The sequence below is a fragment of the Candidatus Uabimicrobium helgolandensis genome (assembly GCF_041508025.1).
GTDB lineage: Bacteria > Planctomycetota > Uabimicrobiia > Uabimicrobiales > Uabimicrobiaceae > Uabimicrobium > Uabimicrobium helgolandensis.
Genome location: NZ_CP165719.1, coordinates 7,019,260 through 7,043,793, shown reverse-complemented (window position 1 = coordinate 7,043,793; position 24,534 = coordinate 7,019,260). Strand labels below are relative to the sequence as shown.

Sequence of the window (24,534 nt, the reverse complement as noted above, 5' to 3'; positions counted from 1 at the left end):
TTTAACCAAAAATATTTTTTATTTCATCAGGATTTGTTAATAGTTTTGACATTGCTACTTCAATACTTTTGTATATATCCTGAATATCTTCCATTGATTCATGGAGAACTTTTCCTATTTCATAATTATCATGGAGTACATCGCATTGTGCCAAAAGTTGTTTTAAATGCATGAATTTTGTATCCATAGAGGCCATAATTTTTTTTGCCATCAGGCCAAATTCGTCATAATCACATACTATATCTTCATATTCATTACGATCTAAGATATGAGCTAAAATTCGCGATATATCTAGCCACAGGTTACACTGTACATGATTGATATCGTATTCTTCTACAAAATCGCAATAGCGAGGGTCTTGCGCTAGGCCTAAAAGACGCGAACTTTGTATATCTAGTTTCTCTAATAATTCTAAAGTTAGTTTAATCGTTGTCATTGCTTCTCGATATTAGTTAACATAAATAGGGAATTGTTGGCAGAGTTCTGTTACTTCATTACGCGTTTTTTGTTGAACACTTTCGCTCTCAATATCTGAGAGTACATTGTTGATCATTGTTGCAATAACTTTCATTTGCGGTTCTTTCATTCCGCGAGTAGTCATTGCGGGTGTTCCTATACGTATACCACTTGTTACCATTGGTGATAATTTTTCAAATGGAATAGTGTTTTTATTGACAGTAATATATGCTTTTTCTAAAGCATGTTCTGCATCTTTTCCTGTAATATTTTTATTTTGTAAATCAATAAGCATCAAGTGATTGTCCGTTCCTCCCGAAACAATTCTAAAGCCATACTCTTGAAGATAGGTCGCAAGGCATTTGGCATTGTTGACAACTTGTTGTTGATATTCTTTGAACTCCGGTTGTAGGGCTTCTTGAAACGAGACCGCTTTGGCTGCGATTACGTGCATAAGAGGACCACCTTGAATGCCCGGAAATATACGTTTTTTTATAGCGCGTGCAAATTTTTTGCGCGATAAAATCATTCCACCACGTGGCCCACGAAGAGTTTTATGGGTTGTTGTCGTTACGAATTCTGCGTGAGGAACAGGTGATGGATGAATTCCTGCTGCTATTAAACCAGCGGGGTGCGCGATATCCACAAGAATTTTTGCCTCTATTTCATCTGCAATTTCGCGAAAAGTTTCGTATTTAAAAAATCGTGAATAGGCACTAGCTCCAACTACAATCAACTTAGGCTTATTTTTGATTGCTAAGTCGCGTACTTGGTCATAGTCAATAAGTTCATCTTTTTCTGAAACACCATAATGAATTACGTTGTACGTGTATCCTGAAAAATTGACTGAAGCCCCATGAGTAAGGTGTCCTCCATGAGATAAATCCATTCCCATGATTGTATCCCCTGGGTCTAAAACAGCATGATATACTCCCATATTGGCTTGTGAACCAGAATGAGGTTGTACGTTTGCATATTCGGCGCCAAATAATTCTTTTGCTCTCTTTATTGCAAGTTTTTCAGCCACGTCAACATGTTCGCATCCACCATAGTAACGTTTTCCAGGGTAACCTTCTGCATATTTATTTGTTAAAATCGATCCTTGGGTTTTTAATACAGCACTACTTGTAAAGTTTTCTGATGCAATAAGTTCTATAGTTAACTCTTCACGATTAAGTTCATCCGCAATTACTTTTGCTATTTCAGGATCAGTATCATTTAAATTTTTCATTTTATGTTTTCCATGCTGATTAATCACAAAAACTCACCAGTTTATAGTACCATTATCTCGAATTTTAGAATTGAAGCCCCTTCCCTTAGTCTTTGGCTGTGGGATAGTTGACCTTCTTTTTCCATTCGACTATTTTGTTGTTTCTTGTGTCCTGTGAGTTTTTGTGGTCAAAACCTACTTGAGTATTTGTTATTTTCTCTAAAGCAAGACTCGCGTGTTTGCGAACAGAAGTATCTCCATCTCCTAGTAAAAGAAATAAATTTTCGACTAGTAGTTTGCTATTTTTGTTAGCGGCAACTTTACAAGCTAAAACTTTAACATATGGATTACTGTCTTTTAACGCTTGATTTAAAAGTGTTATGGACTCTTTATGATTTATGTTGCCAAGTTTGATGACAGCACCCATTCTAATATCAGCATTAGGTGAAACCATTTCTTTTGCTAGAGCACGAACTTTTTTGTTTTGGAATACAACATCACTTTTGACTTCTTCTATTTTTTTTTCCGCAACTAACGGTTTTTCCGAAATACTTTTTACTTTATTTTGTAAAATTTGAGATTCAAGATCCTTTACTTTAGACTCTAAAAATTTTATTTTCTTCAATAAAAAATTATTTCTTTTTCGTAATTGTGATGTACGGTTAGTTTGTTGCTTTAAACTATTTTTTAAATTTTGTAGTTCAATATGCAAAAAATCTTGCATAGCGGTTACGTTTTTTTCTAACTGCTCAAGACGACTTTCACCTTCTTTTGTTTCTTGTCCATAACAGATACTCAGGCAAATGATCGATAATCCTATCAGTAATTTCATCGTACCCCCTACTCTTTGTTCATCAAATGCATAATTAAAGATATTGTTTTCTCCATCGCGCGTTTTTTATTTTGTGGCAATAATTTATGTAGCTTCTTTAATTTAGGTAATGCGGCGTTATAGTTTTTTAATTTTATGAGGAGTTTACTCCACTCATTTAAAACGGTAGTGTTTTTTGGTGATATTTTGTGCATTTCATTATATTTTGCAAGAGACTCTTCATAACGGTTGAAGAGCGCTAATACGTTTGCAATATGTTGTTTTATTTCAATGTTTTTTGGTGAAAAAACTTCCGCACAAAATAGTAGGTACAGAGCCTCTGATTTATTTTTTCTGATTTTTAATTTTGCTAAGGCTACTAAACTAGGTGTAAATTGAAAATGTATATCTATAGATCTTTGTAGAAACATTTGGGCTGTGAGATGCGACTTTTTTTTAAGGTGTAAAACTCCTATCGAGTAAAGGGCCCACAAGTATTCAGGATCGCGTTCTAAAGCCTGATGAAAAAAGCTCATGGCTACATTGGGTTTTTCTAACAGACCAAGTAGTCTACCATATAAAAAGTAATGTTCGGCTTCATTTGGTTGAAGATAAATATTTTTTTTATATTTCTTCTTCAACCAATAAGAGTCTTTTTCTTTGTACAGTGCGTCCTGCAATAGGCATTTTGATTTGATATTTTGCCAAGAATTTGAGATTTGCCATTTTCCCTGTACGGTTTTAAAATCAACCGTTGGTGTTGAGCAACCCAAACAACTTGTGAATAATAGATAAATACAAAATTTTAATCGTCCTATTTCTTGCAAGTCGTTCACCTTGATAAGATTTTAAATTGATGTATCGAAGTATATCCTAACTTCTGTAGAGAACTAGTTATACCTATATTGTTCCCCAAGACTTCTGCATAGTTTTCTTTCCTGCAGTTAAATTTAACAGTGTCATTGCTAATTTACGTCCTAAACTACGATATTCTTCAGCACCTTCACTATCATAATCGTCTATTATCGACTCACCTTGAAAAATTTTGTCAAAGCCACCTTCTACCAAGAGTCCCATACCTAACAACTCATGCAATATTTGATATAATTGCTTGCTTCTCGTTGCTGTATCAGCCTCTCCTTCGTGTGAAAGAAAAGCAGAGCCAAGTTTTCCACGCATATCGTTAGGAAAGCGTTTCATTATGTCAAGAACACCTCTGATTTCAGGTGGAAGTTCGCCGTTAGGAGTAGCAATTGAACCAATGACTATAGCTCCTGCTGTTGTTAATTGCTCAGAAGTTACATCATCAGCACTTACTAAATCAACTTTGTTTCCTTCAACAAAAGCTCCTTCTGCAAGAAAAAGAGCCAAATCATGTGCTCCTGGCCATCCACTAGGATGTAGAACTATCATCTTTTTCGCTTCAAAACGAGCCATCAGTGGTTCTAGTTCGTCAATTACATCTTGCGGAGTAGAGTAGCGAACTTCGCGTTTTTTAGCCATCATTTTTTCAATTAAGTGACAAATATGCTCACCTAAAGATGCACGCCGTTCTTGTGGAATTACTAAATCTTGAACTAGGTGCTTTTTAAGTATTTCTGAGGCTGTAGATCCTGTAAAAGGAACTTTGCCTACTAGCATATGGTATAAAGTAGCACCTAAGGAGTAAATATCACTTCGTGTGTCAATATCTTGAAGTCCTCTACATTGTTCTGGAGACATGTAATACGGAGTTCCAAGAGTTGTACCTTTTTTGGTTAGTAAATCAATGTTTGATGTTTTAGCAAACCCCAAATCGCAAAGTTTGATCTCGTTATTGAGATTGATCATTATATTACCAGGCTTTATATCGCGATGAATAATCTTATGTTTTGCAGCATGCGCTAAAGCTTTAGTTGTTTGGTATGTTACTTGTAAGGCAAACGGTACAGATAAAATTTTCTCACGTTTCATTATTTTGAGAATAGTTTCTCCATTTATTAATTCCATTACAAAGAAGTAATAACCATTTGACTGCCCAACATCAATACCTGAAACTATGTTTTCGTCGTTTAATTTAGCAACAGCTTTTGCCTCAATAAAAAAACGTTCAACATAGGTTTTGTCATCTGCAAGTTCTGGAGCTAAAACTTTTAAAGCAATAATACGATCCATGCTCATTTGTCTTGCTTTGTATACAGTTCCCATTCCCCCTTTTTGAATTTTTTTAATAATATCGTAGCCTTCGATTTTAGGGTACTCTTCGTTTTCATCGTTTTTCTTTGGTGCATTGTTAATACGCCTTAGCTGAGTAATGCTAATAAATTTTCTTTCTAACATAATCTCTGCTAAGTTCTTTTTTTGCCCTTGTTTTTGTTGCAAAGCGGTTTGAATACGTCGCGCTTCTTTTAAGTGTTTTTTTGAAGCAATACCTTTAACTAAAACTGTTTTTTCGAGCGTCTCGTCATCAATTAAAATAAGTTCCTCTTTACCTGGTTGCCTTAGTTGTGCTGATAAAATGTCATCTAATTGTACTTGAGATAGACATTTTTGCTCCAATAGAATTTCTCCAATTCGCAACGGTGGATGCATTCTTTTTTGGAGGCGAAGGCATTTATCTAACTGTTCAAGACTAACAAAATTTTTGCGAATAGCGATTTGTCCAAAAAATTCGGGATTATTGGCCATGCGCTTGTACCATCCTCAAATTGTAAAATAAAACCTAAAGTATTGTATTTTTTTTGATTTTAGCAGACTACGCTAAGGGTGTCAAAAAAAAATCACTGCATGTAACTACTCATCTTGTAAAAGCATGAAATAACTTACCATTCACGATGAGATAATTCCTTGCAATAGTCAAATTTTTTGTATATGATAATAATATAAAATATTACAAATTCACTAGAAAATTAAAAATGTTTATTTCTAAAATAGCATATGTGTAAAAAATATAGTCATTTCATAAGGAGTTTGTAGTTTAGAGATTTTCTCATAAACTACGCTAAAATACTATGGGTTTTATTTTAGAAACAGGTGTATTAGAACAAATTGTAGAGCACTCTGGGACTATAATCGGTCTTATTGGTCTTGCTGTTGTAGTATTAGTGACAATGCAGATTTCGCTCTACTTTCTAGGTTCTCTCAAGAGAAGTGCAAACGAGTTAAAGCAGCACAATCTCGAAATGGAAGTTTTAAAAACAAAGTTGCAAACAGCGAAAATAAAACAATATCAGCAAGAGACAGCTACTCTTGGTTGGAATGGTTTTCGTAAATTTGTGGTAAAGAAAAAGCAACATGAAGGAAAACAAAAACCAAAAGGACCATACCTTACTCGCACAGATGAAAACAAAGAATATGAAGTGAAGATAGAGGAAATGGTTGTTGGTCGTACTAAAGATACAGACATTCAGGTTGTCCACAGTACTGTTAGTGGAAAACACGCACGTATTATGTGTCGTCGAAATGAGTTATTTGTTGTCGATGATTTTAGTACAAATGGTACAACCCTTAACGGAGAAAAACTTAAAGCAGAAGTTCATGTAAAGTTGAAGCATGATGATGATTTGGTTTTTGGAGATGTACCATTCAAAGTAAGTTTACCTGCTGGAGAAGCACAACAAGGTTCAGGAAGTGGTATTTGTTCGTTTTACCTTAGTCCGCACGATGGACGCCCTTTGCCATCTTTTGATCCAGGCCAATATTTAACTTTTCAGTTTAAAATTCCTGGTGAAACTAAGCCACCTGTTCGTTGTTATTCTTTATCGGATAGTCCTAAATTAGATTATTACCGCGTATCTATTAAGCGCCACTTCCGTAAGGACAAAAGTCCTGGGTTAGCTTCACATTTCTGGCATGATCATGTGCAAGAAGGTGATATTATTGATGTTAAGGCTCCAGGTGGAAAATTCTTCCTCGACATGGATAAACAAACTCCTATTGTTCTTATTGCTGGTGGAGTTGGAATTACACCTTGTTTGAGTATGCTGAATACTATTCTTGATAGAAAATCTAAAAGAGAAACTTGGTTTTTTTACGGTTTACGCAATGGCCAAGAACATGTTTTTAAAGAGTATTTAGAGTCTATTGCTTTGGAAAATGACCATGTACGTTTACATGTTTGTTATAGTAGACCAACTGATGAAGATGTAAAAGGAAGAGACTACCAGCACAAAGAACGTGTTAGCGTAGACCTGTTTAAGCGTTTACTGCCTTCTAGCAACTATGATTACTATATGTGTGGTCCTGGCCCAATGATGGAGTCAGTTGTCGGTGGTTTAGACGAGTGGGGCGTACCTTCTAAAAACGTTCACTACGAAGCGTTCGGACCTGCTTCTGTTAAAAAAGCAAAACCTGCTGAAGCTGCGCCAGCTGCTGGCGGTGCTCCTGCTGTTAAAGTCAAATTTGCTAAATCAGACCAAACTGTTGATTGGACACCTGGTAGTGGAACTATTCTTGAATTGGGAGAAGCTAATGGTGTTGCAATGGAATCCGGTTGTCGTGCAGGTAACTGCGGTGCATGTGTCATTGCTCTAAAATCTGGTGAAGTAAACTATGTTAGTGATCCAAGCGATCCGCCGGAAGCTGGTACTTGTTATACTTGTATTGGTGAACCTAAAGGCGATATAGTGGTAGATGCATAGTTTTTAACTTTTCTTTCAAGGATGCCTACAGATTATGATCCAATTAGTTGTAAAAAAAGGAAAAGAAACGTTCGGCGAATTTGACTTTACTAAAGACAAAATCAATATCGGTCGTTTACCTCAAAACGATGTTGTTTTGAGTATGGGAGGTATTTCACGTAAGCATGCTAATATTGAATTGCAACGTGATGGCTACGTACTGACAAAAATGTCCGAACACAGTGAAATTCTTGTGGGTGAAGAAAGCATTGATTCTAGTGTGCTAAGTGATGGTGATGTTATTACCATTGAACCATTCACAATAAAAGTTACTATACGCGAACCTGGAGAAGAAAAAGTTGTTGCTGTATCTATCAGTCGACCGAAACGTTGGGCGGTACCATACGGCGAAGATATGTCTGATGAAAAAGTAGACTATATCCTTACGCACGCACCATTTAAAGATATTGATGAAAGTGCATTTACAGCTGCCGCACCGCTTAAAGGTATCTTGCGTAATGATGCTCGTATTGTCAAATACAATTCTGGGGATATTATTATTCGCGAAGGCGACTACGGAAACTCTGCTTTCTTTATCCTTCAGGGTTCAGTAAAAGTTGTACTAGGAAAAGGAAGGCAAGGTCTTCCACCAGCTCTTTTAGGACGCAGTAAGAAAAAGAGTAAAAGTGTTTTGAGCGCAATAGCTCAGTTGTGGAAAAACCCAAAAATGCCAGAGGTGCGCAACACCAAAATATACCAAGGTGGTGCTAGCAAGAAAAAAGGTAAACGTAATAACCGTATAACTTTACAGGGAATACCTAGTGTATTTGATAAATATAATACAGCTAGTTTAGTTGCTGGGCAGATTTTTGGAGAAATTGCTGCAATGAGTCGTACGCCGCGTACAGCGACAGTTGTAGCAAGCGAAGATATTGAGCTTGTAGAAATTCGCTGGCAAGGTTTGCGTGATATACGTAAACGTGCTAAAGAATTAAAAGAACATATCGATAAAATATATCGCCAAAACAACCTGCGATTTCAAATCCAAGAAACACCAATGTTTCGCAATCTTTCAGCGGAACAACTTGATTTAATTGTGCAAAATACAATTTTTGAGACTTTTGGTGATTTTGAGTGGAACCGAGATTTCAAAAAAGCCGCTAAGCGTGGTATTGGTAAAGAACCTGTTATTGCTCAAGAAGGAGATTATCCTTCCGGAGTATATATGATTCGCTCTGGGTTTGCGCGTTTAAGTCAAAAATACGGACATGGACATAAAACTCTTGCTTACTTAGGAGGGGGACATGTATACGGTTTAGAAGAGATCGCACATAACTGGAGAAGTAAAAAACAAGTTTGTTTTCAAAAAAGTCTACGGGCTGTTGGTTATACAGATGTACTTGTTATTCCTACAAAAATAATGGAAGATGTCGTTTTACCATCTCTTCCACCACAAGATTTGCCTGATTTAATTGATCCTTCTAAAGCTTCAAAAAGTCGCGCAGCCAAGGATAATACAGAGCAATTAGAGAAAATAGGTAGTCATTTGATGGAATTTTTAGTGGAAAATCGTTTTATCAATGGTACAGCCACAATGATGATTAATCTTGAACGTTGTACGCGTTGCGACGATTGTGTTCGTGCTTGTGCAGCAGCTCACGATAACAACCCAAAATTTTTGCGTCATGGCCCTCAAGTTGACCAGGTTATGATTGCAAACGCATGTATGCACTGCGCTGATCCAGTATGTATGCTTGGTTGTCCAACAGGAGCTATTCACCGCGATGCTCTACAAGGACAAGTTATTGTTAATGATATTACTTGTATCGGGTGCGCAACTTGTGCAAATAGTTGCCCTTATAACAATATACGCATGGTTGAAATTCGCGATTCTTCAGGAAACTTTATTCTTGAAAATGAAACGAATAAACCTATTGTAAAAGCAACAAAATGCGATCTTTGCGTAGATCAACTGGGAGGTCCTGCATGTCAAAGAGCATGTCCTCATGATGCACTAAAACGAATAGATATGAGTAATTTGGAAACCTTAGCAAATTGGATTAGCCGATGAAAACGTTTGCTTCAAGAAGAACACAAAATTTAATTCTGCTTACTCTTGTATGTGTTGTATTTTACTTCGCATATAGTGTATGGCAGGCTTCTTTAAAACCAACAAATTTCTATACGGGATGGATTCTTGCGGGTTGTATGATATTTTTAACATTGTATAACATGCGTAAAAAATTTCCGTTCTTACCTTTTTTAGGTACCTCAGCTTTTTGGCTACAATTCCATTTGTACGTAGGTCTTTTTACTATATTTATGTTTGTCCTACATGTAAATTTTCATATACCAAATGGATTGTTTGAGTGTATCCTTTTTATTCTGTTCTTTGCCGTTGTTGGTAGTGGAATACTCGGCATTTTTGTCACACGCCGTAGTCCGCGTCTCATGACTCGCAAAGGAGAGACCGTTCTATACGAGAGAATTCCTATTTTTCGTAAAAATATCAAAGATGAAGTAGAGAAGTTAGTGTTTGATAGCATAGAGGAAACAAATTCGACAACTTTAAGTGAATTTTATCTTAATAAACTGCATGGATATTTTAGTAAACCGAAAAATATTATTAAACATTTATTTGAATCTCATACACCTATGCGCAAGCTAAAAAATGAGGTTGATGTTGTTGAGCGTTACTTGAATGGTGATGAAAAAGAAGTTCTACAAGAAATAGTTTCTTTCATTGAAACTAAAGACAATCTCGACTATCAATATGCACATCAATTGATGTTAAAAGGGTGGTTGTTTTTTCACATACCTGTAACATATGCTTTGTTAGTATTTTCTTTTGTTCATGGCATCTTAGCATATGCCTTCCATGGAGGAGGAATGTAATGACGAAAAAACTACAGATATTTGACTTTGATAAAAGTCACTATGAACGTCCAAATCAAAAATGGGTATGCGGACGTTTAGAGCATGGATGTCCATGCCACGTAGGTCCTGATACTAAAGGACGATGTCGTGCAGTTAATGATAAACTTTTAGAGTGTACACCTTGGAAAGATGAAGATCGTTGGAAGTGCGCACGTCCTAAGAGTTTGGGTGGAGCTTGTGAAAATGGACCATCTCCGACAGGTGTTTGCTGTCGACAAATTCCTGTGTGCCAGCCGAAACTTAGCCATCGAGCTAAAAGAGGGCGTGTTGCGTTGTATTTTGCAATGACTGCTGTTGCTACGCTTTTTATTTTCTTATTTGGAATTTACACTACTAGTTTTGCTTCTCCTGGAAGTTTAACAGCTCCTCACAGCGCAATTACTGCAAAACTTGAAGGCCAGGATGACTGCTCTATATGTCATACGGCTGGTAAGGGTGATGCTTTAGCTTGGGTGGGTGAAGCATTTGCTGGGCATAATTCAAAGCTTAGTGAAAGTCACAAATGTCTTGATTGTCACCGTCAACAAGGTGATAAAAGGGGTAAAGAAGCAGAGTCTTTTGCACTTCGCATTCATGGTATTTCAGATGAACGCTTGCAAAGTTCTACAGAAAAAGTGAGTAAGAAAAAAGATAGTGTCGAGTTGTTCCCTCTTGCTGATTTTACAAATATGAAAAAATCTTTTGTCACTAGTTTGGCTAGTCGCGAAGTAGTAAAAGAAGTTGTAGATGGTAAAAATAAATATCATCAAGTTGCTTGTTCTACTTGTCACCGTGAACACCATGGTCGCGATTATAACTTAACAAAATTGACAAATGAACAATGTCAAACATGCCATTCAATTAAGTTTTCAAGTTTTGCACACGGACACCCGATGTTTGACCATTTTCCTTACGAACGTCGCACGCGTATTATGTTTGATCATACAACACACTTTGGTGAATATTTTAAGCAAAAGAAAAACGAAGGTATGAAAAATATTCCCAACAAATGCAATGCTTGTCACAAGCTTGATGAAGGTGAGCATTTGATGGTTGTAAAAACGTTTGAACAAACATGCATTCAGTGCCACGAAAAAGATATCTTGAAACAAGATGAGGATATTCCAGTTATTCGCTTTCCTGGCTTTTTAATGGAAGATTTTTATGCGCAGTCTAAGAAATTTAGAATGCGCCCTAAATTTAATAAATGGCCATCTGTGGATGAAGAAGACACAGGAGAAGCAACAGATTTTATGCGTATGTTGTTATCGAAAGAAAAGGCATTTGAAGATCAAGATCTTAGTGAATATCTTGAGACATGGATATCTGACATTGTTGCTGAATCGCCAGCTGATGAAGAAAAAAATGAAATAAAGGCGATCAATGCTTATGTTTCTATGATTCAGGGACTGTGTGATGAAATCGCTAAGGAAGATACTTCAGCACTAAAAGAACGATTGGAAAAAATTCTGAAGATTTCAGTTGATAATGAGACTTTGAAGAATCTATTTCCAAATGTAGCTGATATGCTACAAGTTGTTCAAGCGCGCGTTCTTCCTCCTATTAATCCGAAACGCAAACAACGATTTAGCGCTTTCGAATTTGAAGAAAAAGAATTGCCAACAGGGTGGTATTTTAGTGAATATACTTTAAAGTATAGACCTGCAAAGCACGGCGACACAGTTATGAAGACCTGGTTAGAGTTGATGGCACGCTCATACAACAAAGACGACGAAAACAAAGAGGATGAGGTTCAAGGAAATACTCACTATGTTTTCCAAGCGCTTAATCGTTGTGTAAAGTGTCACAGTATCGATAAATCTGAAGATAAAGATGCGGTATGGAAAATCAACTGGAAACCAAATAAACCTTCTAACCAAGGACGATTTAATCGCTTTTCTCATGCACCTCACCTAGCATTACTTGATGATGTAGGATGTGTAAAATGTCATACATTAAAGAAGACAATGCCTGTTGAAGGTGAAAAGCACGATTTATTTGTAAAAGATAAGTATAATAAAATTTATGAAAATAAAGATCCTCATAAATTTATGAGCAACTTCGAATTTATGAAAAAAGACCTTTGTAGTCAGTGCCACGTGAAAAGTAGAGCGGGAGACAATTGTACTCTATGTCACAATTATCACGTTACACCTTTTGCACCAGCGCTAAATACAACTATCGAAGAAATTAAGAAAAAGGTATCTATTCGTCACTTCAAAAACAAAATGCAGGGCATATTACCTCAAAAAGAAGTAGCGAAGAAATAAAAAAAAAGGATGAGGTGAAAACCTCATCCTTTTACTATCTCACTCCTACTAACTTCCCTATTGTTACCGCTATTCTTTTCTTTTTTACTTTGTTTATTTAGGGCGTGTCATCATTCAATACAGATAAAAATATAACGGATTCATTTAATGATACGCCAGTAGTATTGAGCCCGAGCCCGTTTGCGAACCCGCGCCCGAAAACTTTTTGAGAGCGACAGAAAGTGATTTATTGGTTCAATACTAGTTTTTTGCGATGGAAAAAGAAACTTTGCTTCTTTGATAAATTGTTAGTGAAAGTTTCGGAAACGGGCTCGCAAACGGGCTCGGGCTCGAAAAAACACACAATATTTTGAATGATGACACGCCCTAGCAGAGTAAAATAATCCTCCACTTTTGGTACGCATTAATTTGATGCTGTATTTTACTAAGTAAATACTTGTATCCTCTGCCACAGGAAGAGAATACAAGCTTATGTAGAAGCGAAGTGAGGGCATCACATAAAAAAGTATGCCCTTAACTTTACATGTATACAATATTTGTAAAACAACATGTGTGAATGTAAACGCTATCCAAATAAATTACATCTTTGGAGGAGCAACTTCGCGAATCATCGCTCCGTGCTCTTCACTTAGTATAAGAATTGAAAATCGCGATACATTGTCTAGTTCGTTTGTATTTAGTGAAGTGTAGTCAAACCGTCCACGTAAATCAGTATAACCATCCTTATAAAATTGTATGCTACCATTATTGAAGCGCGCATATACTTTAACATACACTTTAGAAAGTGGCTTGTTACCTTCTATGTGAGTTAGTTTCAATTGACCGTATTTTTCAATCAATTGTAAATTAAGTGTATGAGGGTAATAAGAGCGCATCTTGCTTTGTCCTGCAGCAACAACTTCTATCATTACATTCCTCTCACTGTATTCTTTGGGAATATCAATGACTTTAAGATTTTTTGTTTTTGCTAATGAAACTTTGTGTATATGATTAGGGTGGATAACTGAAAATTGCCCTGAAACCTCTTGAACAAAAGGTTTGCGCGAAAACAATAGTTCTATATCCATTGGATAGTAATGTACTTCGCAGTTTTGTAAATTTTGGTATTTCACAGATATTTTTTGCTTGTCGATAGTAAAATCAAAACTTGGCTCACTAGCAGCAAGTTGAGTTTGTTTTTGATTACGATCTTCTTTGTTAATTATCTGCGCTTTATTATTAGATATTTCTTGTACCTGAGCAATAATATCGCGGAACAAAAATTGCCAACGCTCAATAGGGTAGTTTTGATATTTTTTAGCAATAACCATCGCTTTTTCAGGTGTTTCTAAATAAAAATATAAATACGCCTGCAAGTAATCTACTTGAATTTTTGTGTCAAGAGCTTCGCGATCAATACGTTTCATAATCGCTAAACTTTCTTCTACGCGGTCTTGTAGCAAGAGGTATATAACCATAGTCACTAAATCATCATTGCTATACACTGAACGGTAACGCATATATTCTTGAAATGCTTGGTATTGTTGAAAAAATTGTTGGTTGAGTATTTGACGTTTTTGCCCTAGTTGATAAACACGAGGATGAATAAGAGGCCAGTACTCTTTATGTTGATATGTGTTACGAACGATAGGTTCAACTGTAAGAAGTTGACTTGAAATATGTTTTCCACATCTTTGAGCATAAGCAGAATTAGGTAAAAACTCTTTCATTATAGATTCATTCTGATGAAAGAAACTATAGGACCATAGTGTTGCATTATATATACGACGTTGTTGTAATACCGTAATAGTACGGCCAAAAAAAGTTTTATCTCTCATACGGAAAGCAATTAAATTCAAATTTACACGATATAAATTTTGGTTTTTGAGATATGCTATCACTTCATCAGCAGAGCCGTTTTGAGAAATATAATCCCAAGAACTAGTGTCACGTGTTGATAGTTTGTCTACTACTTGGAAAGTGAAAGGCTGTGTCCAAGCAATCAATTCACTGTTCTGTGCAACATGAACTGGATAATGTGAAAATTTTCCTGCAACAGGAAAGTAAAAGTAAAATTCCATCTTGTGAGTGGTGTAAGCGCCTAATTCGTAGTAGAAACTTTTTGTGTAAAAACCATTTATCACTGGCATTGCACCACTAGGAATTTGTAGTAGTACATCTAGTTTTCGTCTGGATGATGTAGGGTTTGTTAAGACAACTTGGCAGCCATAAACGCGCCCTGTTGCAAACTCTTCGCGAACAAATTTGTCATAACGTTCACTATTTTTGTAGGTGTAACGATCATCACGTGCAAAGAAACTTTGATTAATAAGAATTGAGTTCTCTGTTTTTTTAGTCGCCACTTCTTTGATTTCTTGGTGAAAAATAATGGCTGGCTTGTCTGAAGAAAATGACATCTTTTCTTTAACATATTCTATTTGATGTTTTCCAGCAGTAAATGGTAAATCTAAAACTGAAAGAGCAAACATCATCTCACTAAAGTTTTTACTAGCGGAGATAAAATGAGTTGATAAAAATGGTTGTTTATTCGTATGCGCAGCATAATCTTTCCAGAACTTGTTAGCGGTGATCAGTTTTGCGATTTGTCTTTCTATTGGTAAATGGTAATAATTGTTTTCTACCCATTCACGTGTTTTGTCTTGTTTACGATAGAATTGCCTAATTTCTTTGCGCAAATCTTTATCGCGTCTAAAGCGTCTTTTTTGTAGTTTTTCTTTTTGGGATTGAAAAGCTTTTTTACTTTCATTTTTAGTATCAAAAAAATCTGCCGATGATTCTTCGTCTTCCTCGTCCATTGACGGCAATTCGCTAATGGCACTTGGTTTTCGCGGGGCTTTGTTTCTAGCATTATTTAATCCTAGAACATCTTTTGTGTCCAAGGAAGTATTTTGTATTCCTGTGGTGAATACGCGATTAAATCGATCTAGATTTACTGGTTGTAGGTCACACATATCTGCAATTTGTCGCGCAATTTGCGGAGCTTCTTTTTTGAGAATTTGCCCTAGTAAAATTCGCTCAACAATATTTAAACGTTGGTATTCCCAAGGCTGCAAGTATTGACGTAAATCACTACCTAATAACCAGTGGTCAATAAATGTCTTATCTTTTTTATTATGTAGATATGGCTTGATAGTACTGAGAAAAAATGTGTGGTCCTTTTTGTATAAGAAGAAATTGAGTTCGTGACAAGAATATTTCGAATACAAATTATTTTTTTGCGTGGTTGTGAGTTGCGGCCAACGCAGTATAAATTGAAATTCTTTTAATGTCATATTGTTGGTTAGAGTGGTGTAGAAAGAATGAATATTTTTTAGAGAATCGTATACTTCGATTTCAGCAGTAGTAATATCTGATATATTGAATAAACGACCGCTACGCACAGCACTAATGTTTTTTTGTTGAATAAAATGTTTTTTAGAATTTAGTGCGTATATTAGACGTAAATCTTTGTATTGTTTTCCGCTACGCGGTAATGCTAACTGACGGTATATTATATCATCATTATCAATGGCAACAACATGTATGTGTTGTCTTGGAGATATAGAGGAAATGTTGATTTCAATTTTGCCTTTATCGTCAGGTTTAAGATTAGTTAAAATTAAAGAACTGTTCGCAAGAAAGTTGAAATTGTAGTTTCCAGATTGTGTTGCTGAGGTAGATAATCTAGAGCTTAGAGAACGACCAGGATATGCTCTTAAAGCAGAATCACTAGACTCTCCCCACTCAGAGCCTTGTTTTGCATGTTGGACGCCCGTTTTCGTTTTGCGTAGACTCCACGGATTTAGAAGTAAGCTTGGTCTCGCTAACATGTTTCCAGGAAATTTGGTAGCATATTTGCGTTCTAGAATATAACGATATTCTTCGCCGATATTACGACCAGATAAGTATAATGAATTTGGAAAACGTTTCGAAACAGTATTTAAAGGTGAATTTTGATTTTCTCCAAGAGTATTATAAATATTTTCTTGTGGTATGAAATGTGTAGCAATAATGTGAACGCGCGCTGCCCCGGTAAAGTTTAGTAGTTGTACTGAAATTTTTTCTTTATTGCTTACAAGCGGCTCCATTTGTAGTGGTTTTTGTTTACTTGTTTGCAAATAACGATTGTTTCCTACAACATAATCGTTACTTTGTTTTCCTTGTGTTAAACGAATAGTAATCGCGGTATTACTATCTTTGAGTAGTAAACTATAATCTCCTGCTTTGAGACCTTCTATTTTTAAATAATTATTATCAATGTTCACTTTACTGCGCATATCTGCTACAAATTCTTGGCCGCGTATTTCTAGTAAAGAACACAAGTCGCGAATACTTTTTTTACTTGTCATTATTGGAATATACAGTGGTTTATCTGTAGTACCATGCAGAGTTCGCGAATAAGAGCGTCGATCTTTTTCCAAATGCCAAGTATGATTTCCGCCTACGGTAATCCGATCTATGTCTTGAAGTTGTCCTAAATACAAGCGTCCATTGTTATCGGTTTGCAAATTTACAGTGACGTTGTTGGTAAAATAGTGGTGTTTGCAGATCACTTGTAAAACTCGATTAGGACGTGGTTCTCCTGTTTTTCCTAAAAATTCTACTTGGTAACCGCTGTTGACCTTACGCAAATAAAGATTCTCTGTGCTCGCGCTACTGTCAATGCCGTTTACTTTTAGAGATTTTTTTGTTTGCAGTTGTTGCTTTTTTCCTTGACTAAGATTCATTACTTTTGCATTTAAAGTAACTTCAATTTTCGACAGTTTTTCGGGGATTTGAAATTCATATTTGCTTTCACTATCGTTTTTTAAAACGAAATTAGGCATTTTTATGGAACTAGTGATACCATCCCTATTTGTTGTTTTTATTGATAATTCTACTTCTTCAAGTATATCGATACTTATTTTTTCATTGTTGACAAAAAGTTGTGGTCGTACGATAACACGACATTTATTTTTGTGCAGAATGGTTTCGCGGTTTATATATATTCCTGCAAACAATTTGTAGCTTTCGCGATGGTGGTAAAATTTGTGCAACTGCGCAAAATTATCATGATAGATAATAAGTGTCTTTTGATTAGGACGATTGCTAAAAGGAATTGTTATTTCACCTTGTTTGTTCGTTTTGTACTTACTACCTGAAAATAAAATTGCTGCGTTTTTAAGTAAAATGTTATTTTCATCGTAGATGCTAAAAACATGTCCAGCAGAACCAATTCTTTCTGTTGTTGTCAAACTACCTTTGCGAATAAGAGCACGATTACTTTGACCGTTGCCAATAAATTCAATTATGTATGTTCCACTTTTGTTGATTTGCGGAAAGTTAAATTGTTCGTGGTGGCGTCTTAGAGGTACTTGCTTGAAACTAAATCTTTGCTCGTGATTAGCAACAAGTCCATCAAGGTCAATAGCAGTTGTTATTTCTTTTTTGTGTTTCAAGTAGTAGTTTTTGGTATTGATGAAATATGTTTTTACAATTAAATTTTGTACATTTTTGATTGCTACTTGCAAATGCACATTGGCTTTTTGAGTAAAAATATCTTTGTTAGTTGGTAAAAAATCTAAATCTACTCGTTCTTGCAGTTCTTTGTACTTTTGAGTAGATAGTAACGAGTACCAATCAATTGCGTTGCCTACACCATAAACAATTTTAATTTCGGCAAACAAAGCTTTTAGGTAGTTGGAGTCAACGTATGCTTCGAATTCATCATAGTTTTCAGCACCAAGTAGAAATTGTTGCAAGTATTGGCGTACAAGCTTCGTGTCATCACCAACTGTATGAAGTTGAGTTTGTTTTTGGTAATTTTGGTGAAGGTTTGCTTTGTGCCGCGCGTAATATAAAAAATTTCGATTGCTGTAAACAGCATTTCGCGGCAGCTTTAAATAAGTAAGAAAAAGATTCTTACTATATTTTCCTTGTTTCGATTGTAAGCGCAATTTATGATAAAGAACATGCGCTTTCAAAGAGTTTTGAGCTTCTGGTAAGTTTTTTACAAAAATCCATAAACGATTTACATATTTTGATTTTTCTACTAGATCTAGCTGCCAATTTTTGTCGTTGTTTGGATGTAGTTTTCTTAAATAAGTATGTATAAAGTTAGTGTTTTTGATAAGTTTTGGCATGCGTTTAAGACATTCGTCAAGCTGAGAAAGTAAAAGCTTGTTATGAATGGCAATAGAGCCAAAACCACCGCTATGTCTGTACTTTAGGTCTTCTACTATAATCAGAGGTAAACGGTCGTGGTCGGGACGAGTAAGTTTTTTTAGAAGATTACGTCTTTTGTCAGGTGAAAGATTTTCATTTACTAAGAAATCTAGTGTTTTGGCTTCGAAATAATATAGGCCGCTGTTGGAGCTAGACAAAGCATCTTTGAATAACTTTTCGTAACTTACTAGTTTGTTATCAAGTTTACTAGGATATTGTTTGGCCATTTGTTGTTGGCGTTTTTGATGAAAGAAGCTCAATCCCAGTTGATGAATGATATGTTTTATGGATGCTTGCGGGTTGTCTTTGTATTCCAAAAGTATTTGGCGATTTTTGATTTCAGAAACTCGCGATGTTTTACCATGTCGTTTAATCCAATTTTTTAACGTTTCGTGTACTTTTTCGTAGTTTTTTTTGTGCTGATAATATAGTGAATGGTAGTAGTAATATTCTGGTGTTCCAGGAATTAACTTTTTTAAAGCAGTTTGGCGATCTTGCGCTAAATTAAACTGCTCGTCGAAGCTGATTTCGTTTGCCGATATAGAAATCCAACAAACGCATAAAAGCAGTAAATGTAATTGTTTCATAACGTTCCTTTACGAAAAAACGATAAATTTTGTTATACTCAAGTTCTATACTAATTTAAAACATATTCAAAATTTTGTGGTTTACCTTTAGTTCTTGCGGTAAAAAGAGAAAGTACTTAGTTAGTATCATAGTTTGTATTTTAGTTCCCAGATATTTAAAAATAATTACTAGGGGATGCCCTATTACATACGAGGATTTTTTATGAAAAACTTTTTTTTGATTTTGTTAGTGATATGTTTTGTTAATGCCCAAGAAGAAAAATCGACGATGAGTTCGGATGAAGCTTTGACAAAATTGGTTAAAGGTAATCAACATTGGGTGGAGAATAAATTACAGTTTGTTCACCAAAATGCTTCTATCCGCTACAAGACTGCAAAAGAAGGTCAACATCCTTTTGCGACAATTTTGACTTGTTCTGATTCTAGAGTTTCCCCCGAACTTATTTTTGATCAAGGAGTCGGTGATCTTTTTGTGATTAGAGTTGCTGGCAATGTAGTAGATACAGACGAACTCGCTTCCATTGAATATGGTGTTGAGCATCTTGAGACTCCTGTTCTTCTTGTACTTGGACATAGTGGTTGTGGGGCAGTGACTGCGGCTTATAAAAGTTGGAAATACAAAACTAAGAATTCGCATTCTAACATTCCTAAACTACTTCACAAAATAGAACCAGCAGTAGAGAGATCTCACAAAGAGCACCCTGACTACGGAGAAGAAAATATTATTAATGCTGCTGTGACAACAAATGTACGTATGGTTATTAATAATATTTTACAATTGAGTGAAGGTACGAAAAAAAGAGTTCGCGAAGGGAAACTAAAAGTTGTTGGAGCTGTATACAATACATATCATGGACATATTAATTGGTTATTTTCTCCCGATGATGTTTTAAACATTTTACAAAAAGGAAATACAAACTGGCACAGTGATAAAATGCAACATCCGCACCACTCGTTAGATTTACGTCATATCCAAGCAATTGAAGGACAACTTCCTATTTTTACGATCATTACTTGTTCTGATTCGCGAGTAATTCCAGAACTTATTTTTGATCAAGGAGTTGGTGACGCTTTTGTTATAAGAGTAGCGGGAAATATTCTTGGTAGCAATGAACTAGCATCTATCGAATATGGAGTTGATCATTTACAAACACCTTTATTGTTGATTTTAGGACACAGTAAATGTGGAGCAGTTACCGCTGCATTAGATCATCTTGAACACCCTGAGCACGAACAGCATGGAAATATTCCTAAGCTCATTTCCAAAATTACTCCAGCTGTACACCAAGCCCAAAAAAATTTAGAAAAAGGTCAAAATCTTTTAGCTAAATCTATTCGAGTGAATGTCCGTACAACTAGTAAACAAATTCTTGAAAAAAGTGAAGTTACTAGAGAAAAAGTTGCAAAAGGGCAATTAAAAATAGTTTCAGCAGTTTATAACATAGAAACAGGTGTTGTTGAGTGGTTAACTAAGTAATTCTAGTTTTTTGAATAATTTTTTAGAATAGAAATATTCTACCAGGCAAGCTTAGAACAGATTTTTAACAGAGGAAAGTGCTTTGAAAAATAACAGTAAATATGAAAAGCTCTCATCAAAAGAAAAGATAGTACTGCAAGTTATAGCTCTCTTAGGAACTTCTCCCTCTATTGATATTTTATCTAGAATATTAAAAAATTTTTCATCAGTAAAATTTTTACGAGGGGAAATATCAACCATATTTAATAAACTTTTGCGAGAGAAATTTTTTCGTTATCATTATGGCTGTGTAGAAGAGTACCGCGATAAAGTTATTGGGGATGCAGTGACTGCTTCTTATTTTGATGACCTTTCTTCTGCAATTTGGGTTGTTGTTGAAAAAACTCTAACTTATTACTCGGATAGAGTGCTCTTAAATTTAGCTGTGCTGAGAAAAGATGAAGAATCTTATTTGAAGTTTGGAAAAGAGCAGGAAAGGTTGACTCCTTTTTTTATGACTAAAAGTGGATTTACATACAATCTTTGCAGTGAGCTACCATTTGCTTGGCAAAAAACTTTACCACCAATCATTATGTGCCATTTTCTCGATGATCTTGGTTTTAATCAAATTCTAGACTTAAAAGCTATTCCTTCCAAATGGACAAAAATCTTTGAAGAGAACTTGCATTCATGTAGTGAAAGCTATTTGGTGAGAAAGCAATGGGCAAACATACACTTATTAAAGGGTGATATACAATATGCTTTGGCTATTTCAGAAGAAGATTACAAGGAAAAGCGACCTTATAGCTTTATGCTGCGCGGTATATCTTTATTGTTACAAAGAAATATCGATGCCGCTTGGAAGTATTTTTCGGAAGGAATTAAAGCTTACCACCGTATAGACCGCAAAGATTGTTTTGAAGACTTTTATGCTTTTTTTGCATTAACTTGTTTGTTGTTAAGTAAGGAAAAGAATCGTTATACGCGTTTTGAACGCTTGTTAAAGCAAGTGACAACATGGAATGATCCTTACGCACGCTTTTGTACAACCCTTAGTGTTATTGAAGATTTGAGCAAAAATAATATTGAAAGCGCTCATGATTTTTGCTCAAAAATTATCGATGTAGATTCTTATCCGATTATTGAATTTTTAGTAATGGTGATATGTTTTTGGGTAAGTAAAACAACGTTGTTAGATCTGAATGATGAAAAAATGGAACATCTTTATGAGCATTGCCTTGTCAATGGTTATCCATGGGTTTCTAGTAATATTTATAAAATATGTCCTGATATTACGTTTGATCATGATATAAGTGAAGATAACAGGCCTCTTATTGTTGATGTTATGCAAATAGAGGCGCAGTGGAAACGTTCGTTGCAAATGATAAGTGAATTTCTTGAGCAAGGATCACTCAAAGAAAAGCGTTTGGTATGGTTTATAGACATGGAGTTTAGTTATTCATTTTGCGCAAGAGAGCAAAAAAAACGTGCTAATGGTACATGGACAAAAGGTAAATTATTGCACTCCTTGTACGATAATCGTGACTATTTTACTGACCAAGATCGCTCTATTATTGAAAGTATGCACAACGAATATGATTTTGAAAGTTCGTGGGAAAGAACTTTACTAAAAATGATTGGTCACCCTTTGGTTTTTTGGGAACAAAGTCCTGATACTCGTGTAGATATAGTAAAAGAATTTCCGTATGTAACTCTTGAAAAGGTAAATAATGAATATATTTTTGCTTTTTCTCATGCAAAATCGCACCATGAAAATATTATTTGTATTCGAGATCGCAATAAAATAAGAGTTGTCTGTTTAAATGATCGTCAATGTGAAGTTTTGCGGCTGATGGGAAGGTCACTTACTCTACCTGAAACAGCGAAAAAAGAATTGAAAACTGTGACGAAATTAATTACCCAAGAAATAGATATTTTATCGACAAATACTGATATGGGAAATGTGAGGAGTTCTACGACTTCAACTAAAATATATGTGCGTTTTGATAAAATAATGGATGATAATTATGTTGTTGATTTTGTCGTGAAGCCATTTGCCGAAGAAGTCTTTTCCCCTGGGAAAGGTACGACCGCATTCTTTGACGCGCAACATAAAAATTATGTAACAAGAGATGTAAAAGAAGAGATAATACAGGCAAATAAAATTCTCAGTAAATGTGACTTGAAAATAAATGATACTTGGTCGTGGAATGTGAATACCGGAGGATGTTTACAACTTCTTCTAAAATGGAAAGATATTGTCGAGATTGAGTGGTTACGTGAAAAAAAATTACAGGTGAGAAGTATAGGCAATATGAGTTTCAAAATTACCCAAAAAGAGCATTGGTTTGAATTAAGTAGTAAAATAGAAGTGGATGAAAAGCGCGTATGGGATATTAAGAAACTTCTCAAAAGTCTTGATGGTAAGAACTATATAAAATTGAATGATGAAAGTTTTACAGTAATCACTGAAGAACTTCGTGGCCAATTAGAAACGTTGGCCTCATGTGTTGATAAAGATCATCTGCACAAAGCTCTTTTACCTAACGCTCATAAAGTTCTTAGTGAGTTTGAAGAGGTAGATTTTGCTAAGGAGTGGCAGAAGCAAATTTCTACTATTGAAAAAATTCAACAACACAAAGCAAACCTTCCAAAGGATTTTTGCGCTAATTTGCGCCCGTACCAAAAAGAAGGGTTTTTATGGTTGTCGCGTTTAGAAAAATGGGGTGTAGGTGCGTGTCTTGCTGATGATATGGGTTTAGGAAAAACTATTCAAGCATTGGCTATTTTGCTAAAAAGTGCACGTAAAGGTGCGTCTTTGGTTGTTGCTCCTACTTCCGTATGTATTAATTGGGCTGTAGAGTGCAAAAGATTTACACCTTCTTTGACTCCCTATGTTTTTAATTCTCAATCGCAGAACTCTATGATCAAAAATGTCAAAGCAAATGATCTTTTGATCACAAGTTACGGTATGTTACAAAATCGCGAAGAGGTTTTTCGTGATAAAAAATGGAATATTGTGGTACTTGACGAAGCACAGTCTATAAAAAATATTCATGCTAAAAGGACACAGGCAGCTTTAAAATTAGAGAGTAAGTTTCGTATCATCACAACTGGTACACCTGTGGAAAATAATTTAAATGACTTATGGACACTTTTTCATTTTATTAATCCTGGTCTTCTTGGGTCTCCGCAAAATTTTAAAAAACGTTTTTTGATACCGATAGAATTGGAGAAAAGTTCAGAAGTGACAGCGCGTCTTAAGGAAATTGTATCTCCTTTTATATTAAGAAGAACGAAGAGCGAAGTTTTAAAAGATCTACCTCCTAAAATAGAAAAAGTTATGTATGTTGATATGAGCCCTGAAGAGTTGAATTTTTACGAAGCACTTCGTCAAAAATCTGTTGAGCGTATCACTGATGGTGATCAAAAAGGTGGACAAAAACATATCCAAATTTTAGCGGAAATTATGCGGTTGCGGCGAGCGTGTTGTCATCCACGATTAGTTCACAATGATAGTAAAGCTGAGAGTTCAAAGTTACAAACATTCGTTGAGATTTTGGAAGAAGTTACTGGAAATGGTGGTAAAATACTTGTATTTAGTCAATTTGTTGACTATTTAAAAATGGCAGAAAAAATTGTCAAAAATAATAATATCTCTTATCATTATTTAGATGGATCTACAAATCAAAAACAACGTCAAAAGCTCATAAACAATTTTCAAAAAGGTAAGGTGAATGTGTTTTTGATTAGTTTGAAAGCAGGTGGAGTAGGTCTTAATCTGACAGCGGCAAATACTGTTATTCATTTAGATCCGTGGTGGAATCCAGCTGTCGAAGATCAAGCAACGGATCGCGCTCACCGTATAGGGCAAAAAAAGATAGTTACTGTATACCGTTTAGTTACAAGCAACACTATTGAACAAAAAATAATAAATCTACACGATAATAAGCGCGATTTGGCCTCAAAAATACTTGATGGCACAAATAAGCCAAATAAATTAGATACGAAAACGTTAATGAAATTATTAGTCGATTAGAGCCTATT

The 24,534-nt window shown here is 35.3% G+C and carries 12 protein-coding genes; 6 read left to right on the top strand and 6 right to left on the bottom strand.

Annotated features, from left to right (window positions below):
* Nucleotide 1: 1 nt before the first annotated feature.
* From UABHE_RS26135 to UABHE_RS26115, 5 genes are all read right to left on the bottom strand, one after another.
* Nucleotides 2-436 (bottom strand): hypothetical protein, encoded by a 435-nt coding sequence (locus UABHE_RS26135; protein ID WP_372366254.1) that lies wholly within the window; start codon nt 434-436, stop codon nt 2-4.
* A gap of 12 nt (nt 437-448) precedes the next feature.
* Nucleotides 449-1,687, bottom strand: a complete 1,239-nt coding sequence (gene glyA / locus UABHE_RS26130; protein ID WP_372366253.1) for a serine hydroxymethyltransferase — start codon at nt 1,685-1,687, stop codon at nt 449-451.
* An 85-nt stretch (nt 1,688-1,772) separates the two neighbouring features.
* Complete coding sequence (locus UABHE_RS26125; protein WP_372366252.1) at nt 1,773-2,498, bottom strand: HEAT repeat domain-containing protein; 726 nt, start codon at nt 2,496-2,498, stop codon at nt 1,773-1,775.
* Nucleotides 2,499-2,506: 8 nt separating this feature from the next.
* The gene (locus UABHE_RS26120; protein WP_372366251.1) at nt 2,507-3,304 is read right to left on the bottom strand and encodes a tetratricopeptide repeat protein; all 798 of its coding nucleotides are present in this window, start codon (nt 3,302-3,304) and stop codon (nt 2,507-2,509) included.
* A gap of 73 nt (nt 3,305-3,377) precedes the next feature.
* The gene (locus UABHE_RS26115) at nt 3,378-5,144 is read right to left on the bottom strand and encodes a serine/threonine protein kinase (RefSeq protein WP_372366250.1); all 1,767 of its coding nucleotides are present in this window, start codon (nt 5,142-5,144) and stop codon (nt 3,378-3,380) included.
* Nucleotides 5,145-5,467: 323 nt separating this feature from the next.
* Between UABHE_RS26115 and UABHE_RS26110 the strand changes: the two genes are divergently transcribed.
* From UABHE_RS26110 to UABHE_RS26095, 4 genes are read left to right on the top strand one after another with little or no spacing between them, the layout of a single operon-like run.
* Nucleotides 5,468-7,096: an FHA domain-containing protein gene (locus UABHE_RS26110; protein ID WP_372366249.1), complete on the top strand. Its 1,629-nt coding sequence runs from the start codon at nt 5,468-5,470 to the stop codon at nt 7,094-7,096.
* A 34-nt stretch (nt 7,097-7,130) separates the two neighbouring features.
* Nucleotides 7,131-9,146, top strand: coding sequence for a cyclic nucleotide-binding domain-containing protein (locus UABHE_RS26105; protein WP_372366248.1), 2,016 nt, complete (start codon nt 7,131-7,133; stop codon nt 9,144-9,146).
* Nucleotides 9,143-9,970, top strand: coding sequence for a hypothetical protein (locus tag UABHE_RS26100; RefSeq protein WP_372366247.1), 828 nt, complete (start codon nt 9,143-9,145; stop codon nt 9,968-9,970). Before UABHE_RS26105 ends, UABHE_RS26100 begins: the two co-directional genes overlap by 4 nt.
* Nucleotides 9,970-12,261, top strand: coding sequence for a hypothetical protein (locus tag UABHE_RS26095; protein ID WP_372366246.1), 2,292 nt, complete (start codon nt 9,970-9,972; stop codon nt 12,259-12,261). The genes UABHE_RS26100 and UABHE_RS26095 overlap by 1 nt, the downstream gene beginning before the upstream one ends.
* 578 nt (nt 12,262-12,839) lie before the next feature.
* On the opposite strand, the gene UABHE_RS26090 is transcribed toward UABHE_RS26095, so the two are convergent.
* Nucleotides 12,840-19,031: a hypothetical protein gene (locus UABHE_RS26090; protein WP_372366245.1), complete on the bottom strand. Its 6,192-nt coding sequence runs from the start codon at nt 19,029-19,031 to the stop codon at nt 12,840-12,842.
* A gap of 202 nt (nt 19,032-19,233) precedes the next feature.
* On the opposite strand from UABHE_RS26090, the gene UABHE_RS26085 reads away from it, so the two are divergent.
* Both UABHE_RS26085 and UABHE_RS26080 read left to right on the top strand, forming a co-directional pair.
* On the top strand, nt 19,234-20,508 hold the full coding sequence (locus UABHE_RS26085; RefSeq protein ID WP_372366244.1) for a carbonic anhydrase: 1,275 nt from the start codon (nt 19,234-19,236) through the stop codon (nt 20,506-20,508).
* A gap of 82 nt (nt 20,509-20,590) precedes the next feature.
* The gene (locus UABHE_RS26080) at nt 20,591-24,526 is read left to right on the top strand and encodes a DEAD/DEAH box helicase (protein ID WP_372366243.1); all 3,936 of its coding nucleotides are present in this window, start codon (nt 20,591-20,593) and stop codon (nt 24,524-24,526) included.
* The last annotated feature ends 8 nt before the right edge of the window (nt 24,527-24,534 follow it).

Excerpts from the sequence above, each read along its gene's own strand:
- UABHE_RS26135 (WP_372366254.1), bottom strand. The coding sequence starts at position 436 with ATGACAACGATTAAACTAACTTTAGAATTATTAGAGAAACTAGATATA.
- glyA (WP_372366253.1), bottom strand. The coding sequence starts at position 1,687 with ATGAAAAATTTAAATGATACTGATCCTGAAATAGCAAAAGTAATTGCG.
- UABHE_RS26125 (WP_372366252.1), bottom strand. The coding sequence starts at position 2,498 with ATGAAATTACTGATAGGATTATCGATCATTTGCCTGAGTATCTGTTAT.
- UABHE_RS26115 (WP_372366250.1), bottom strand. The coding sequence starts at position 5,144 with ATGGCCAATAATCCCGAATTTTTTGGACAAATCGCTATTCGCAAAAAT.
- UABHE_RS26110 (WP_372366249.1), top strand. The coding sequence starts at position 5,468 with ATGGGTTTTATTTTAGAAACAGGTGTATTAGAACAAATTGTAGAGCAC.
- UABHE_RS26105 (WP_372366248.1), top strand. The coding sequence starts at position 7,131 with ATGATCCAATTAGTTGTAAAAAAAGGAAAAGAAACGTTCGGCGAATTT.
- UABHE_RS26100 (WP_372366247.1), top strand. The coding sequence starts at position 9,143 with ATGAAAACGTTTGCTTCAAGAAGAACACAAAATTTAATTCTGCTTACT.
- UABHE_RS26095 (WP_372366246.1), top strand. The coding sequence starts at position 9,970 with ATGACGAAAAAACTACAGATATTTGACTTTGATAAAAGTCACTATGAA.
- UABHE_RS26090 (WP_372366245.1), bottom strand. The coding sequence starts at position 19,031 with ATGAAACAATTACATTTACTGCTTTTATGCGTTTGTTGGATTTCTATA.
- UABHE_RS26085 (WP_372366244.1), top strand. The coding sequence starts at position 19,234 with ATGAAAAACTTTTTTTTGATTTTGTTAGTGATATGTTTTGTTAATGCC.